The following is a 15,852-nucleotide window of genomic DNA, read 5'->3' as shown; positions in this document are numbered from 1 at the left end:
CCTATCATTAGGAGGGTTTATAATGCACGATAAAAAGGTACTGCGAACACAAATGAGAGAAACGCTTTCAAAACTCACAAAACCCCTTTACGAAGACTTTTCATATAAAATTGCTAAGAAATTATTTGAGGATGAAGAGTGGAAACAGGCTAATACAATCGGAATCACGATTTCAAAGACTCCTGAAGTAGATACATACCAGATCATAAGAAAGGCATGGGAACAAGGAAAAAAGGTTGTCGTCCCCAAATGTTATCCTAAAGAAAAGAAAATGATTTTTCGTCTTTTGTCAGAATTTTCACAATTGGAATCGGTATTTTATGGTCTATTGGAACCCATGGAAGAGGCTACGGAGATCGTTGAATCAAGCAAAATTGATCTTTTGATTGTTCCAGGATTAGCTTACACAGAAGAAGGGTATCGAATTGGCTTTGGTGGTGGATACTACGACCGTTATATGAAAACTTACTCAGGGAAAACAGTTACTCTTGCTTTTGATATGCAGATAATTCCCCAAATGAATGTAGAAGCTCATGATATGCCAATTGCGAAAATTATTACGAATAGTAAAATAATAAAAGTGAAATGACCGATACCTTTTTCTTTTTTCTATTGATTCTGTTAACATGTGTTGTTGGATATTTAGTAAAATTGCTGACTGCATCAGGTGCTGCAACTGCTTCCTTTATAGGTCTAGCAGTATTTAGTGGCTTTGGTGCAAAAGGTTTATTGCTTTTGGGGACTTTTTTTGCGACCTCCAGTTTATGGTCCAAATATAAAAGCAGGATTAAAACAACAATGGAAGAAAAATTAGCAAAAGGGGCTAAGAGAGATTGGCGTCAGGTTCTTGCAAATGGGGGAACAGCCGCCTTATTTAGCATTCTTTATTATTTTAATAAAGAACCTCAATGGCTACTTGCCTTTGCAATAGCAATAGCAAGCGCAAATTCTGATACATGGGCATCTGAAATAGGATCATTAAGTCAAAGGGATCCAATCTATATTCGAACGTTTAAGCGAGTAGAGAAGGGGACATCTGGAGCGGTTAGTTTACTAGGAAGTCTTGCAGCACTAACAGGTTCCATGTTGATTTCTTTACTTGTGTTTATGTTATTTCATTTGAGTATTTTGGCTAGTATGATGGTTTTTACATTCGGTTACATTGGGAATCTTTTTGATACATTAATCGGTGCATTTTATCAGCAAGCATTTATTTGTTCGACTTGTGGAATTGAGACGGAGAAACGGAGACATTGCCAAAAAGCAACTGTTAGAATAAAAGGTTTTCCTTTAATTGATAATGATATGGTTAATTTTCTTTCTGGTTTATTGGCTGTCGTAGTAGCACTCGGTTGTTTTCGCTTACTGGACTAGAAAATTGTTTGTCACACAATTGATAAAATGATTACGGTTCCATCAAAATTCTTATAGTGATTCAAGTTTGTGAAATAGTGTACAATCTATTTATAGCTAATTTATAAAAGCACAATTTAAACTGTGCATAAATGAATAACTACTCTTTGGAGGGATCATCATGTTAAAACGCGTAAATAGAGTTGCCCTAATTGGAACAGGATTTGTTGGTTCGAGTTATGCTTTTGCACTTCTAAATCAAGGAATTACAGAAGAATTAGTCTTAATTGATTTAAATAAAGAAAAAGCCGAAGGGGATGCCATGGATTTAAATCACGGACTTCCATTCGCACCATCTCGCACAAAAATTTGGTATGGCGATTATACAGACTGTGGAGAAGCAGATCTAGTCGTTATTACAGCAGGGGCTAATCAAAAGCCAGGGGAAACTAGGCTTGACCTAGTTGAGAAAAATACAAGGATTTTTAAAGGTATTGTGGAAGAAATCATGGCGAGCGGATTTGATGGAATATTCCTAGTTGCTACAAATCCTGTTGATATATTAACATATGCTGTTTGGAAATATTCTGGTCTTCCAAAAGAGCGTGTAATTGGTTCGGGTACTATTCTTGATACAGCTCGTTTCCGCTTCTTACTTGGCGATTATTTCGATGTTGATCCACGTAATGTACATGCATACATCATTGGAGAACATGGTGATACTGAGCTTCCAGTGTGGAGCCATGCGGATATTGCTGGCACATCTATTTCTGAATGGACTAAAAATAAACCTGGATATAATCAAACCGAGCTTGATAATTTGTTTTTGAATGTAAGGGATGCTGCCTACCATATTATCCAACGTAAAGGTGCCACATATTATGGAATTGCAATGGGGTTGGTCCGTCTTACAAAAGCTATTTTCAGTAATGAAAATTCTGTTCTAACAGTGTCTGCTTATCTTGATGGTGAATATGGTCAGAATGATATATTTATCGGTGTTCCTGCAGTTGTAAATCGGAACGGAATAAGAGAAATCGTTGAACTTGATTTATGTAAAGAGGAAATGGACAAATTCGTCCATTCTGTGAATGTTTTAAAGAAAACGTTAGAGCCAGTCCTTAAAAGATAAGTGAAAAAAATGGATAAAATGTAATGATTCATCTCAAACTATATGCAGGAGGGATGAAGATGTCACGTATGTTTACATCCATTTTTATGATTGGAACAGCCGGATATTTTGCATATCGATTTAGATACCGGCTACTAAATGCTATTATCGGAACCGGCTGGATTCGTCGCCTTGCAGTTGGATCCATAATGGGAATGCCTGGTGTAAAAAGAAAAATGATGCAAACAGTATTTGGAGGACCATCTCAATGGTGAAAACCATGGATGGTTTTTTTTTTTTTGCTAATCGGAATTTAAAACTATAAATTCTACTAGCACATAAGGGCAACTACGCTTAATCATCACCCTAAGGCACGCCAATCAGCGCGTTTTCTTTAAAAATATTTAATGAATCTCCATTTTTAAATTATGAGTAGCTTCACTTTTTGTTTATAATAGTCTTTGTTCCATAAATCTGTTGATGTTTGGAACAAAAATTACTATATCTATAATATAATTTTACAAAGCCTTATTAAATAGGGAATGAGGTAAATAAATTTATGCTTTTGGTACTTTAATAGGAAGGTAGGGGGAGTTTTGAAATATAAAGAGGATTTCATATTTTGGAGATTGGCCTATTTTTTTATTTCCGATCAAGATTATCGGATTGTACAATTATTTGAGAATCAACAAGAATTATGGCTAGAAAAACTAGAGAGTAAACATGCTCAGATAATCCGTATCTTTAAACATCAAATAGATTGGAGCAATATGATCCAAAGAGATATTGAATTTACGGCTGCTAATGGAGAAAGAATTCGTAGACAGCTTGCGCTAAGAGAATTAAATGTTGTGAATATCTATGTCAGTCCATACCCTCCCGTTGATGACTATGAATTTCGCCTCGCTAAATCGTTCGTTCTTCCTGAAGGAAATAAAACAAAAGTTACTTCATTTTTAATGACGAGCGGGGAATACGAGGCAGGATTTGAACGTCTCGCGGAGTGGGTTGATAAAGAAATCAATTTTCCTATCAAAGATGAATATACTCAACTTGAGGTTGATGCTGTTAAAAATTCAACTTTAGAGAATGCGCAGAAAAAGAAACAATTGGAAAAGGAGGAGGCTTCTTCCATTAAACCGATTTTTACCTTTGCTTTTATACTCATTCAAGTTGCTGTTTTTTTCTGGCTTGAGACACACGGAGGTAGCACAAACACTAATACTTTAATTAAATATGGTGCAAAATTTAACCCTTTAATTTATGAAGGAGAATGGTGGAGATTTTTAACACCTGTTTTTCTACACATAGGCTTTATGCATTTAGCAATGAATACCCTTGCTTTATATTACCTGGGGATAGCAGTCGAAAGACTCTATGGAAATGGTCGTTTTTTATTTATCTACCTATTTGCGGGAATATCGGGTTTTATTGCCAGCTTTATATTTAGCTCAACTCTTTCAGCCGGGGCAAGTGGAGCTATTTTTGGGTGCTTAGGAGCACTTGTATATTTATGTACTATAAATTCCAAGCTTTTTTTTCAAACAATGGGTATGAATGTAATTTTCGTACTAATTATCAACCTAGCATTTGGCTTTATCTCCACAGGAATTGATAATGCTGGCCATTTAGGAGGCTTGGTTGGAGGTTTCCTTGCTGCAGGTATTGTACAACCGAAAAGGAAAAAACCTTTAATGCAATTATTATTTTTAATTATAGCAACAATTATTGTGTGGTCTGCGTTAACGTATGGCTTTAGTACACAAGCAAAAGCAAATGATGAAGGCTCAAATTTAATTCTTGCCCAAAATTATATTACAAACGATCAATTTGACCAGGCATATAATACTTTGAAAAATGTGGAAAAAAGGTCGGAAAATCCTTCTGCACAAGTTTACTTCCTATTATCGTTTACTGAGATAAAAAAAGGAATGCTTCCTAATGCAAGGGCACATTTGCAAAAAGCTATTAAGCTAGAGCCAAAATTCCATGAAGCCTATTATAATCTTGCCCTTATTTATCTTGAGGAGAATGATTATATACGGGCAAAAAAATATGCAGAGAAGGCATCACGTCTAAAACCAGAGCAAAAAAAATATGCCAATTTAGTTAATGAAATTAATGGGCATATTCCATCTTCTGACGGAGGATTATAGGTTTGCCTGAAGCTGTTTCGATTAAAACCAATAAATGTGTTTTATCTTTTGCTAATAATATAAGTGGGATGGTGCTACCAATTGGAGTTTCGGTGGTGCCATTCGCTTTTTTAATTCCTAGGAAATAATTTTTGTATAGTCCTTCCCATAGATTACCAACTATCCTTTTTGATTCTTCAGTAGAAAATCCAGGGATGCTATCATTTGATTTAAAATAAAACTTGGTTAAAGGAATTGTCCGATACTGACTGAGATTGACGGAAAAGTTCTGAATTCCCTTATTCCAACTATTTTGAAGTAGTTTATTCGTTTTTTGATCAAGCCCCTCTTTCCAATCTTTCTCATCTTGGGACATGGGGGTTCGAAATGAATTTAAAGGGCTGAAGGGCGTATCGATTACATATAATTGATCGGCTGACATAGTTTGTGCACTGAAAATCTGATTGTCATTTTCATGAAGTTCGGCATGATGAAATGTGATTGCTTGAAAAAAGGAACTGCCTTCATTAGTTATCTTTTTTTCTTGTGTTAAATACTTTGTATTTTCCTTCCAATTACCGGATTTGTCAATCAATTTTCCGTTAGAAAACAATAAACCAATATCTTGACGTAAATAAGCTCTTCTATCAAGGGTTGAGGCTAACTGCCACTCCAGGGTATAGTGACCGTTTTTCGCTTGATTTAAAAGAGTAATTGATGTATAGGCTGTTTGAAAGGAAACTTTAGGATCAATTGGGAAATAAGTGATACTTTCTTGGACTTTACCACCACTTAAATTAAAAACTGTTGCAGTAAAAATAATAAGTATCATTAAATATAAAACAATGTTTTTTTTCATCATTTTCTTCCTTCCTGTTTACTGTTAAAGCAATCATGGTTGTCCTTTTTAATATGTATGGATTAAAGATGAAATAAATGTTAGAAAAGGAGATAAAAAAGGCTTTAATCCATTAAAAATTGAAATCAAAGGTAAAAGAGAAAATTGTGAATGATTGCTACACTACTATTGAGGCAAGAAGGTCTTTAGCTTATACTTGATTCTAATAAAGATATATTATATTGATCTGATCAGTTAAGGAGCTCATTATGAAATCGATTTATGAGATACAACAATTTTTGAAGAAATACGGAACCATCATTTATATTGGCGACAGAGTTGCAGACCTTGAACTTATGGAAGCAGAGCTAAAAGAACTGTATCAATCCCAGTTAATAGAAACTAGGGAATATCAAACGGCAATTTTGATAATAAGGCAAGAAATTCAAATACAAAGAGACAAACACAATCATAAGTAAAGATGGTGACAATGGTGCAGAACAAATGGATTGTAGGAGTAGACTTAGGAGGAACGACAACAAAGCTTGCTTTTATTAGTATGGTTGGGGAAATCGTTCATAAATGGGAGATTAATACTGATAATTCTAATGAAGGTAAAAATATTACAATTAATATAGCAAAATCAATAGATCAAAAACTTGATGAGCTTGATATGAATAAACAAAAATTACTGGGCATTGGGATGGGGGCTCCAGGACCAGTGAATTATACAACAGGTGTGATATTAAATACTGTTAATCTTGGTTGGCAGGATAACTTCCCATTACGAGACTTACTCGGAGCTGAAACTTCATTGCCAGTATTCATTGATAATGATGCTAATTGTGCCGCACTTGGCGAAATGTGGAAGGGTGCTGGAAATGGTGCTAAGGATCTTGTCTGTGTCACCCTAGGCACTGGGATTGGTGGGGGTGTAATTACCAATGGTGAGATCGTCCAAGGGGTCAACGGGGCTGGTGGCGAGATTGGGCATATTACAGCCATCCCAATTGGGGGTGCCGCATGTAATTGCGGTAAAACAGGATGCATAGAAACTATTGCTTCTGCGACTGGGATTGTACGGCTGGCAAATGCGGAATTAATAAAAGAGGATACACGTGGTGAACTAAAAGAGATATATACTCAATTAGGTGTTATTACGGCTAAAAATGTTATAGATTGTGCACGTAAGGGCGATCCACTAGCAAGTGAAGTAATGGCGAAAGTTTCTTTTTATCTCGGGCTTGTATTAGCTGGAATTGCCAATACATTAAATCCAGAAAAGGTTGTTCTTGGTGGTGGAGTTTCTAGAGCAGGAGAAATATTACTTAATCAAGTAAAAGAAAAATTTGATCATTTTGCCTTTTCTGCTGTTCGTAAATCTACGAAGATTGCCTTAGCAACATTGGGAAATGATGCTGGAGTTATTGGGGCGGCATGGTTAGTGAAAAGTAGATTACTAAAAGAATAGGATTCACAACAATAAAAGTTTGCAGCATATGCAAGCTTTTATTGTTTGCTAAGCAGATCATCTTTTCCTTTTTTTATCATATGTATTTTACGAGGAGGGGGAAGATGGAGATTTTTAATAGCAGTTTTACTTATGACTCGAAGTGGCTTGATGCTACAATTGCAAATATGAAAAAAACATATCCATTTATATCAATTGGATCAATTGGCAATAGTGTTTTAGGTAAGCCGATCCATGAAATTAAAATTGGAAAAGGTACGAAAAAAATCCATATGAATGCTTCTTTCCATGCCAATGAATGGATTACTACAATGACGTTGATGAGTTTGCTAAATAGCTATTTGCTCTCTTTTAAAACTGAATCTGCCATCCAAGATTTTGATGCAAAATTTTTTTATGAAAATGTAGAATTATCAGTTGTTCCTATGGTTAATCCTGACGGGGTTGATTTAGTCCTAAACGGTCCACCACTTGAATATAAAGAAGAGATTATGAAAATCAATAATGACAGTGGTGATTTCATACATTGGAAAGCAAACATTCGTGGTGTAGATTTGAATAAACAATTTCCAGCGAAATGGGAGGCTGTCAAAGAAAACGGGCAAGCACCTGATAAGCCATCTTTAAGGGACTATCCAGGAAATGTCCCTTTATCAGAGCCAGAGGCAATTGCAATGGCTAACTTGGTAAGAAATAATCATTTTGATTATATATTAGCCTTTCACACTCAGGGAGAGGAATTTTATTGGGGATACGAAGGATTTGAACCTCCAGAATCAGCGATAATGGCGAAAAGGTTGGAACAGGTAAGTGGTTATAAAGCCATTCAGTATATAGATAGTCATGCAGGATTTAAGGACTGGTTTATACAGGAATTTAAGCGCCCAGGCTTTACAATTGAGCTCGGAAAGGGGATAAATCCTTTACCTTTATCCCAATTCACTAAAATAGTAAAAAGCGCAGAAATGCTTTTTTTAGCTGCTCTTTATTTATAGCTAAAAAATTTTCACGTAAAGCATTTAAACACTTGTAATATCAGTTTATTGCCTATAAAATAAGAAGTCGCCAATAGTATTTCTTTATTAGAAAGCCGGAGGATTACGGCTTTTTCTTTGTTAACTAAGGAAAAGTGATAATTTTTTACAAGGAAGTGGTGGCAATTATCACTGCACTTTTCTTGGTTTGTACTTTTTTCCTTCGTTGAAACTTTTATCAGGAAAATACGTACTATTATGTGAAAAGATTTAGGGGGGAATTGAAAGTGAAACTTGTGGTAGGGCAAAAATGGAATAGACAATATTTTGCTTTACAAGTGTTTATCATTTTCATTTTAATATTCCTTTTAAATGCATGTTCGTTATCAGATAGTTCTAAGGTGCATACCACAAAGCGGAATGCTGATGTGCAAAAACATATGCCTTCCCATAATTTTACCGGACAAAATTCTCGTTTGCCTATTTCGATTCCAGAAGGAGAGTTTTTTAAAGTCGTTGGATGGCTTTCCAATGATCAGATTATTTACATTACTAATCAAGAGCAAACCTCTAATTTGTATAGTTATAGTCTTTCTTCTGGCCATAGTAAGTTACTATATAAAAGCGAACATCCAATTGTCACAGCAGTCATTAGTCCAGCAAAAAAAAATATATTAATTCAATCTTCGCCTTCAACATATCAAGCGATTGTTACTGTTATTAATACAAAGGGAAAGCTGATTTGGAACCAAACGCTAGCTTCTTTTGAATTGGAATTTGAGTGGAATCCCTATAATGAATCTAAAATCCTAATCTCAAAATTTAATGAAGATTGGACGTTTAAAGTCTTCCAGCTTGATGTTGAACAGAAAAGGTTGACAGATTTATCTTTACCGCAGCCATTTGTTAAGTGGGTTGGCAAAAACTCAGTTGCATATATAAATTGGAATCAAACCAATCAGGCGTTATTTGCCCCGCTTACTATTAATAAATTAGTAAATTCCAAAGAAAGCATTGCCTTTCCAAAGGTGTATCAATTTTCAACAACTAAAAATTTTATTATGACGATTACAGTAAGTGAGCAGGAAAAGACAAATGCAATTTATACATTTTTTGATCACAAATATCATTCTGTTTTTTCCTTTTCACTTCCACAACTTACCAAGTTTTCAGATTGGCTTGTTCCATTTTATGATTTTAACGAAAGAAAACAACAGTTCCTTACCTTCCGTCCTTTAAGAAGTACAGAAGCAGATACCTACTCCGATGGCTTTCAACTGGTTTCATATCCTTTTAAGAGTCGGAAAAGTAACGTACTATTAGAGGGATTAAAAAATGAACCTCTTAGCTGTTCGCCCTCTGGAGATGCCTGTTTATATGGGGGACGATTTGAAAAGTTAATTGATATAAAAGCAAAAAAAATACTTAAACTTGTAAAAGAATGAAGCGAAAGCTCATTCTTTTTATTTGCCAATCAGCAAGTTTTCTTTAGCTAATCAGAATTTATATCCATAAATTCTGCTCGCGCATAAGGGCAACTACGCTTCTGTCATCGCCCTTAGGGGCTCGCCAATCAGCAAGTTTTCTTTAGCAACCTATTTATGTTAAAATGAGTATTGTAACTAAAATGTTGATTAATGAAGGTGAAAATATATGGCTATTGTAGATGTAACGGTGATACCCCTTGGAACGGAATCTCCTAGTGTAAGTAAGTTTGTTGCAAGTGTCCAAAAGGTTTTAAGAAAATATGAGAGTGAAGGGAAAATTCGCTTCCAACTAACACCAATGAACACGATTATTGAAGGCGAACTACCTATGTTGTTTGAAGTAATTCAAGCCATGCATGAAGTACCGTTTAATGAGGGAATTCAACGGGTTGCAACAACAATTCGAATTGATGATCGAAGAGATATTGCAAATCGAAAAATGGAAGAAAAAGTTGAAAGAGTTTTGGATCTTTTAAAAGAACAATAAAAAGACTGCTTTATGCAGTCTTTTATTGTTCTATCTTTTAGTTTTATTAGTGTGTGCCTGTAGGAATTCCATTATGCAATAAAGTCATGACAACAAACCAACCGAAAACTAGAAAAGTAGCCGCACTCCAAAACGTGGCTAAGAAATTTTTACTCTTAAGTGAACGAAAAGTACTGAACGCTGCAAGAATTACTATTAATGCAAAAATAATGACTAGTCCCATAAAAATAGCCCCCTTAACGAAAGATTATCAGGTGAAATCCTGAAATTTACAAATGATTGTTATGTAAGTATAGTATATATATTCTTTAACCATTTTATATTTTTTTTTTTCATTTGTCGAGGGCAAAAATGTGAAGAATTGTCTTTATCAAATTTTTTTATTGTGTAAAATTAATAAGAATAATTAAGCGGAGGTGTAGGGATGAAATGGTCTCAAATCCCTTTAGGAGTAATGCAAACTAATTGTTACATAATTGAAAATACAGAAGGGTCTTGTATTATTTTTGATCCAGGAAGCGAAGGAAAAAGACTCATTAGATGGCTTACAAAAAAAAATTTACAACCATGTGCTATTTTCTTAACTCATGCTCATTTTGATCATATAGGTGCGGTTGATGAAATTAGGGCTAATTATAAAATTCCAGTTTATATTCATGAATTTGAGGAAGATTGGCTGTCTAATCCATCTTTAAACGGATCCCAGTATTTCACGTCTAAAAGTTTACTTCGAATTAATCCTGCAGATGTTCTTTTGACAAAAGAAGAGCAAAAAATAATGGGGGACTTTACATTTTCCATAATTGAAACACCGGGGCATTCACCTGGAAGTGTCTCCTACTATTTTCAAAATGAAGGATTTGTTGTTTCTGGTGATGTACTATTTAAAGGTAGTATTGGCCGTACAGATTTGAAGAAAGGCAATAATGCTCAACTGCTTGCTAGCATCCATGACAAACTTTTAACTATGCCTGAAGAAACCGTCGTCCTACCTGGACATGGGCCTACTACAACAATTATTGAAGAAATGGATAGCAATCCTTTTCTAAATGGATTTTAAAGAATAATAGAAAAAACCTTCTCAATTAAGAGAAGGTTCTTTCTAAGGGGTAATATCAATTATTCAATGGGGAGGGGAGATAGTTAAGCTACTATCTATAAAATACAATAGAATTAACACTATGTCAATAGTGTTAATGTAAAAAGGAGAAAAAATGATTAACTATTTAAAAAGTTTAATTACAAATTCACCTACAAAGTTAATTTCCTATGCAGATTATATTGGTGCAGCACTATATTGCCCTGAATTAGGCTATTACATGAAAAATAACGAGAAAATTGGCCCACGCGGTGATTTTATAACAACAAGTAATGTCTCGGACATATTCGGAAGAACGCTTGCAAAGTGGTTTGCAAGCATATACGAAAAAAACCAGCTAACGCCAGCAATTTGTGAAATTGGAGCAGGAAATGGTCGTTTCGCAAAGGCGTTTTTACAAGAATGGAACGAATCAGTAAAAACACCGCTAACTTACATTATTGTTGAAAGTAGTCCATACCATCTTAAATTGCAAAGTGAATTATTAAATCCGAATTTTTCAGTTAAACAAATAGAAACAGTAGATGATCTTACTAACTTCGAGGGAATTATTTTTTCCAATGAACTTTTTGATGCCTTGCCTGTACATGTAATTGAGAAACATGAGGGAGAAATTTATGAAATAATGATTGGTATAAACAATGAAGAATTGTTTGAGGAGAAGGTACGGTTAACAAACAAAAAAATTTCGCAATTTTTACTAGAGAATGAGATCAATTTGAAAGAAAAGCAGAGGATGGAAATCCCAATTAATATGGGAGATATGCTCCAGAAAATATCTAATACTTTACTTAAGGGGTTAGTAGTTACTGTTGATTATGGATATACAAAGAAAGAATGGATGGAACCATCTCGAGTAAGAGGAAGCCTTAGGGGTTATTCTCAACATAAAATGATTGATAATGTGTTAAAAAACCCTGGGGAGATGGATATTACCTCCCATATTCACTTTGATTGGTTGATCGAAAGAGGGGAACAATTAAATTTAAATTTTGTGACAAAATTAAGACAAGATGAATTTTTATTAAAAACAGGAATATTAACAGAGCTTGAGAACCATTTTGACTCTAACCCTTTTTCAGAAGTAAGTAAGCGCAATAGGGCAATCCGCAGTTTGATCATGCCCTCAGGTATGAGCTCTTCATTTCATGTACTAATCCAACAAAAAGGTTTGGAACAGAAAAATGTGAAAGATCTGTTTGAACAGTAAAAGAAAAAACGCCGAGATGATCTCGGCGTTTTTCTAAAACACTTGAATTTAATGTCCTCCGCCTAATGGCATTAAGAAATTAGTATAATATGTAAAGCCGGCGAAGAAAATAGTTAAATATGCTCCGAATACATACATATACATACGTTCAGAAAGTTTCAAATAACTTAGTAAAACAAAAACTCCAGTTTGGGCTAGAAAAAGCATTGATGTTTTTGGCATGTCCCCTAAAAAGAACATAACCGTAAAAATGCCAGTCCAGAATCCCAATACTCTAAACATTCGATCCATATGTGTCCCTCCTTCTACCCTACACCTATTACAACAACATTATAAGATAAAAGCATTTGAAATGTAAATAACAGATTAATATTAGTTTGTGACAAGTGCATGGTATGAGCAAGTTTCACATCCAGAAATGATGTTTTCACTTTCAACTAGTTCAACTGAATTAAATAGTGCTTCAAACATACCTTTAAGGAACTGATAATGCATGCTGCATACAGCATCTGTATGATCCTGAGCAACTTCTTTAAAAGGACAGTTAAAGATTTGAAAATAAATTTTGGATTTGTCACCATTCGTTTCGAATTCTGGATAGAAACCAGCAAGCGTTGCAGCGGCTTTTAATATAGTTAATTTTTGATCGAATTCTAGTTCCTGTCCTTGTAGTGACTTTCTTGACATTTCCTGTTCAACCAATTCGATTCCAAAACGTTTCCCTGTTAAATAGAGCGCTTTCTTACCATCTTCCCCAAGCGAAAGCATTGTTTGAATAGCTACCTTTGAAAGGAGCATATAATCACGGAATGGGAAATGTAACTGAATGACATCATCGGAAAGGCGATATAATCTACTTGGCCTTCCGCCCTTACCAGTCTTCTTAGTTTCAGAAGCTAGCATATTTACATCTTCTAACTTTGATAGATGAAGCCTTGCAACATTTGGATGGATACTAAAATTATCAGCCACTTCTTGAACTGTTACTTCTTGATGACGTTTAGTAATGTATTGATAAATGTAATACCGTGTTGGATCTGATAAAACGTTTGTTATTTTTAATGTTTGTTCCATCTCTAATTCACCTCAAACCCCCATAATTTACTTCATTATAATACAGCCCTTAAAACAAGGGAACGAGGTTAACAATGTTAACACAGTATGTTTAGAAAATGTTCACAATTCAGATGTTTATTAACAGGGAATAGTTAGTTTCTACCATTTTACTATATAACCACGTTAATAACAATGTAAAAACCTAACCCTAAACCACACTATATATCCAAATAAGGACAATATATTGTGGTTCAATGGATTAGGCCATTTTAGTCTTCATCTATTTTTTCTTCGATTTACCTCTGAATAAAGGAGATAAGGGAGGATTCCGAACCAGCGATACCAAAAAGATGCTTTTGACTGTTTTCGCTCCTGTTTTATCCTTTTTCGTTCTTCTTTCGGTTGATCAATATACCTAACAAAGGTTTGTATTATATATTTCACATAATCATTTGTTTTCATGAATATACCTGCCTTTTTTCATTCATTAACAAGTATTCCCGAGATTTAGTATTTCAAACAATTATTTATTTTTCCAGGGTACCTACAATAGTAATAATGCCTCAAGTACCAGTTGTTTAGAGCTATATATCCATAAATTCTGCTAGCGCATAAGTGCAACTACGCCTAATCATCGTCCTTAGGGGCTCGCCAATTGGCGAGTTTTCTTTATATTATTTAACTTTTTCTTCCCATTGCACTATCTTTTTAAAATTTATATCAAAATACCCTATACCCTCTGAAACTTCTCCAGAATCAAGATGTAGGGTAAAAGTAATCTTTTGAATATTTCCAATAGGAATATTCGTCAAAACATTTACTATTCCATATTTATAGGTAAATGTACTGTATTGTTGGATAGGCTGCCCATCGTGAAGTAACTTTTCAATTTTCTTAGTGGATGAGAGCATATAGTATTCTTGTTTTTCGATTTTTTTTGTTTCTTGGTTCATTTTCCTTTCAATAAGAAGTTGTTCGACCCTAATGGAGTAGAAGACTAGAAAAATCATTAAAATTGATAATGTTAATGGATAGGTAAAACCTTGCTCACTCTTTATCATGCTGAGGTCTTCCATTCGAGAAATGAGTAAATCGTTATTGAATACTCTTTCCCATTTAAACTCTTCAAGGAAACCCTTACTGCATTATTTAAAAGAGTGAAGGTTACTTCAGAAACATTTTGCAACACAACTTCATGACCTGAATTATTAACGCGCCTTCTTAGAATGTTGTTGTATTTTTCATAAACAATTGTTTCGGTGTCTTCTGATAATACTAAATTTCCGCCCACCACCACAGCGTTCTGGCTCCCGTGAATCTCCTTTTTAATTTGGCTCGAGAAAACTTCCCACTCCATTACCTGTAATCTTCCCAATATATCCCTGTTGTTTAACATAAGCTGAAAAACAGGGGAAATAAAAAAGATTATAATAATAAAAATGGAAAATGCAAATAGTGTATCAATAAGTGTAAAGGCACGATCATTCAGATAGACCACAAACCTCTTCTTCACCATAAAAAGAATTATTCTCAACCTTTACACACACCTCCTTTTGGCCAAAAGTATCAGCATCTTTCAAATTAATTTGATACGCAATTCCATTTTTTAAAATAGGATTTAGAGAAGAAACTTGTCCATTTATGCTCAATATTTGAAGTTCTTCATATAAAATTTGATAAGATTGGTTTTCAATTTCCTGCCGCCATGCTTGATTTTTCAAATCAATTAATGAAGGAATAAAGAAGAGGCTTAGCATGAGTAATGCAGATAGCGATAAAAGCAGATCAATTAAAAAGAAGCCCTTATTCTTCAATAACATAAAACCGCCCCATTCCTAGTAAAACGGTTAATCGAAAATGCTTACTTCCGCACTTTATATAGATACTACCGAATTTACTAGCATTACCATCGGGTAAAAATTTGAAATATAACGGTAGTGAACCGGGAGAAACGAAAACAGTCTGTGAATAATGTCTTTCAACAACTAGGGGAAGGTCATAACGATCACGAATGTAATAATAGTGTTGATCTGGTATGAAGTTAATGCTTATTTCCTTCTGGTGTGAAATGGCGTATTGCTGTGCATAAAATAAATCTGCTTGAAGTTGTGTAAGAAATGCTTCGCTATTCGTTCGTTCGTACTGGGGTTTTACAGAGAAGATAGTAACTGAGGAAATAATTAAAAAGATTGAAAGAACTAATAAAGACTCAATTAATGTAAAGCCTTGTTGAGAAGTTTTCATTATGGTGTGCTTTGCATAGGTGGATCGGTTGACACGATTCCATTGGAATCAATTGTGACAACTTTTGTTCCATCCGGGCATTTGTCATTATTAATATACTTGGCTTCCTTTAAATCCGATACAGTTGGAAATTTATTATTTTCTATTTGATACGATTGGACCTGTGCTTGTACCATATCAACAAAAGCCTGACATCCTTTATTATTAATATTTGCACTATGTTTAGTTACATTTGGAATTGTAATGATCAATAATACAGAAATAATCAACATCACAATCATCATTTCAATCAATGTAAATCCATTTTCGTTTTTCACTTTATAACCTCCGTATTTTCAATCTAAGTTGATTTTTGGCGTGTGTCACCGTCGTGACATACGCCAAAAA

Annotated in this window: 22 protein-coding genes; 12 read left to right on the top strand and 10 right to left on the bottom strand. The window is 34.5% G+C overall.

Annotated elements, in window-relative coordinates:
• Window positions 1-22: 22 nt before the first annotated feature.
• The 5 genes from RCG20_RS05235 to RCG20_RS05215 all read left to right on the top strand — a co-directional run bounded on the left by RCG20_RS05235 (window position 23) and on the right by RCG20_RS05215 (window position 4,620).
• A complete protein-coding gene (locus tag RCG20_RS05235) occupies window positions 23-589 on the top strand; it encodes a 5-formyltetrahydrofolate cyclo-ligase (protein ID WP_308183189.1) in 567 nt (188 codons plus the stop codon).
• Window positions 586-1,374: a DUF92 domain-containing protein gene (locus tag RCG20_RS05230; protein WP_308183188.1), complete on the top strand. Its 789-nt coding sequence runs from the start codon at window positions 586-588 to the stop codon at window positions 1,372-1,374. Before RCG20_RS05235 ends, RCG20_RS05230 begins: the two co-directional genes overlap by 4 nt.
• A 160-nt stretch (window positions 1,375-1,534) precedes the next feature.
• A complete protein-coding gene (locus tag RCG20_RS05225) occupies window positions 1,535-2,485 on the top strand; it encodes an L-lactate dehydrogenase (protein ID WP_308183187.1) in 951 nt (316 codons plus the stop codon).
• A 59-nt stretch (window positions 2,486-2,544) separates the two neighbouring features.
• Window positions 2,545-2,739, top strand: a complete 195-nt coding sequence (locus RCG20_RS05220) for a hypothetical protein (RefSeq protein ID WP_308183186.1) — start codon at window positions 2,545-2,547, stop codon at window positions 2,737-2,739.
• 321 nt (window positions 2,740-3,060) lie between these two features.
• Window positions 3,061-4,620: a rhomboid family intramembrane serine protease gene (locus RCG20_RS05215; protein ID WP_308183185.1), complete on the top strand. Its 1,560-nt coding sequence runs from the start codon at window positions 3,061-3,063 to the stop codon at window positions 4,618-4,620.
• Here the strand turns inward: RCG20_RS05215 and RCG20_RS05210 are convergent.
• Entirely contained in the window at window positions 4,583-5,458 is an 876-nt protein-coding gene (locus RCG20_RS05210; RefSeq protein ID WP_308183184.1) for a hypothetical protein, read from the bottom strand. The two genes, RCG20_RS05215 and RCG20_RS05210, sit on opposite strands and share 38 nt — an antisense overlap.
• Window positions 5,459-5,706: 248 nt before the next feature.
• On the opposite strand from RCG20_RS05210, the gene RCG20_RS05205 reads away from it, so the two are divergent.
• The 5 genes from RCG20_RS05205 (at window position 5,707) to RCG20_RS05185 (ending at window position 9,856) form a co-directional block, all read left to right on the top strand.
• Complete coding sequence (locus tag RCG20_RS05205; protein ID WP_308183183.1) at window positions 5,707-5,916, top strand: YqgQ family protein; 210 nt, start codon at window positions 5,707-5,709, stop codon at window positions 5,914-5,916.
• A gap of 14 nt (window positions 5,917-5,930) precedes the next feature.
• Complete coding sequence (locus tag RCG20_RS05200; protein WP_308184292.1) at window positions 5,931-6,908, top strand: ROK family glucokinase; 978 nt, start codon at window positions 5,931-5,933, stop codon at window positions 6,906-6,908.
• A 104-nt stretch (window positions 6,909-7,012) separates the two neighbouring features.
• Window positions 7,013-7,903 (top strand): M14 family metallopeptidase, encoded by an 891-nt coding sequence (locus tag RCG20_RS05195; protein WP_308183182.1) that lies wholly within the window; start codon window positions 7,013-7,015, stop codon window positions 7,901-7,903.
• Between the two features lie 266 nt (window positions 7,904-8,169).
• Window positions 8,170-9,327: a YqgU-like beta propeller domain-containing protein gene (locus RCG20_RS05190; RefSeq protein ID WP_308183181.1), complete on the top strand. Its 1,158-nt coding sequence runs from the start codon at window positions 8,170-8,172 to the stop codon at window positions 9,325-9,327.
• Between the two features lie 208 nt (window positions 9,328-9,535).
• Window positions 9,536-9,856 (top strand): MTH1187 family thiamine-binding protein, encoded by a 321-nt coding sequence (locus RCG20_RS05185; protein WP_308183180.1) that lies wholly within the window; start codon window positions 9,536-9,538, stop codon window positions 9,854-9,856.
• 46 nt (window positions 9,857-9,902) lie between these two features.
• On the opposite strand, the gene RCG20_RS05180 is transcribed toward RCG20_RS05185, so the two are convergent.
• Window positions 9,903-10,079, bottom strand: a complete 177-nt coding sequence (locus RCG20_RS05180) for a DUF2759 domain-containing protein (RefSeq protein WP_308183179.1) — start codon at window positions 10,077-10,079, stop codon at window positions 9,903-9,905.
• A gap of 201 nt (window positions 10,080-10,280) precedes the next feature.
• On the opposite strand from RCG20_RS05180, the gene RCG20_RS05175 reads away from it, so the two are divergent.
• Together RCG20_RS05175 and RCG20_RS05170 are read left to right on the top strand one after the other, a co-directional pair.
• Complete coding sequence (locus tag RCG20_RS05175; RefSeq protein ID WP_308183178.1) at window positions 10,281-10,916, top strand: MBL fold metallo-hydrolase; 636 nt, start codon at window positions 10,281-10,283, stop codon at window positions 10,914-10,916.
• Window positions 10,917-11,070: 154 nt separating this feature from the next.
• Complete coding sequence (locus RCG20_RS05170) at window positions 11,071-12,165, top strand: class I SAM-dependent methyltransferase (RefSeq protein ID WP_308183177.1); 1,095 nt, start codon at window positions 11,071-11,073, stop codon at window positions 12,163-12,165.
• A gap of 48 nt (window positions 12,166-12,213) precedes the next feature.
• On the opposite strand, the gene RCG20_RS05165 is transcribed toward RCG20_RS05170, so the two are convergent.
• The 8 genes from RCG20_RS05165 to comGC all read right to left on the bottom strand — a co-directional run bounded on the left by RCG20_RS05165 (window position 12,214) and on the right by comGC (window position 15,782).
• Window positions 12,214-12,456: a DUF2626 domain-containing protein gene (locus RCG20_RS05165; protein WP_308183176.1), complete on the bottom strand. Its 243-nt coding sequence runs from the start codon at window positions 12,454-12,456 to the stop codon at window positions 12,214-12,216.
• Between the two features lie 81 nt (window positions 12,457-12,537).
• Window positions 12,538-13,239, bottom strand: a complete 702-nt coding sequence (locus RCG20_RS05160; RefSeq protein WP_308183175.1) for a helix-turn-helix transcriptional regulator — start codon at window positions 13,237-13,239, stop codon at window positions 12,538-12,540.
• A 258-nt stretch (window positions 13,240-13,497) separates the two neighbouring features.
• Window positions 13,498-13,683, bottom strand: coding sequence for a YqzE family protein (locus RCG20_RS05155; RefSeq protein WP_308183174.1), 186 nt, complete (start codon window positions 13,681-13,683; stop codon window positions 13,498-13,500).
• A 212-nt stretch (window positions 13,684-13,895) separates the two neighbouring features.
• A complete protein-coding gene (comGG, locus tag RCG20_RS05150) occupies window positions 13,896-14,282 on the bottom strand; it encodes a competence type IV pilus minor pilin ComGG (protein ID WP_308183173.1) in 387 nt (128 codons plus the stop codon).
• A complete protein-coding gene (gene comGF, locus RCG20_RS05145) occupies window positions 14,279-14,755 on the bottom strand; it encodes a competence type IV pilus minor pilin ComGF (protein WP_308183172.1) in 477 nt (158 codons plus the stop codon). Before comGF ends, comGG begins: the two co-directional genes overlap by 4 nt.
• Complete coding sequence (locus RCG20_RS05140) at window positions 14,703-15,041, bottom strand: hypothetical protein (protein WP_308183171.1); 339 nt, start codon at window positions 15,039-15,041, stop codon at window positions 14,703-14,705. The genes comGF and RCG20_RS05140 overlap by 53 nt, the downstream gene beginning before the upstream one ends.
• Window positions 15,025-15,465 carry a competence type IV pilus minor pilin ComGD gene (gene comGD, locus RCG20_RS05135; RefSeq protein ID WP_308183170.1) on the bottom strand — a complete coding sequence of 147 codons (441 nt, stop codon included), beginning with the start codon at window positions 15,463-15,465 and terminating at the stop codon, window positions 15,025-15,027. The genes RCG20_RS05140 and comGD overlap by 17 nt, the downstream gene beginning before the upstream one ends.
• Window positions 15,465-15,782: a competence type IV pilus major pilin ComGC gene (comGC, locus tag RCG20_RS05130; protein ID WP_308183169.1), complete on the bottom strand. Its 318-nt coding sequence runs from the start codon at window positions 15,780-15,782 to the stop codon at window positions 15,465-15,467. The genes comGD and comGC overlap by 1 nt, the downstream gene beginning before the upstream one ends.
• Between the last annotated feature and the right edge of the window lie 70 nt (window positions 15,783-15,852).

The sequence above is a fragment of the Neobacillus sp. PS3-40 genome, assembly GCF_030915485.1.
In the GTDB taxonomy this organism is placed as follows: Bacteria; Bacillota; Bacilli; order Bacillales; family Cytobacillaceae; genus JAUZPL01.
Note: the sequence above shows the minus strand (reverse complement) of the source record. Positions and strands in the feature narration are given on the sequence as shown.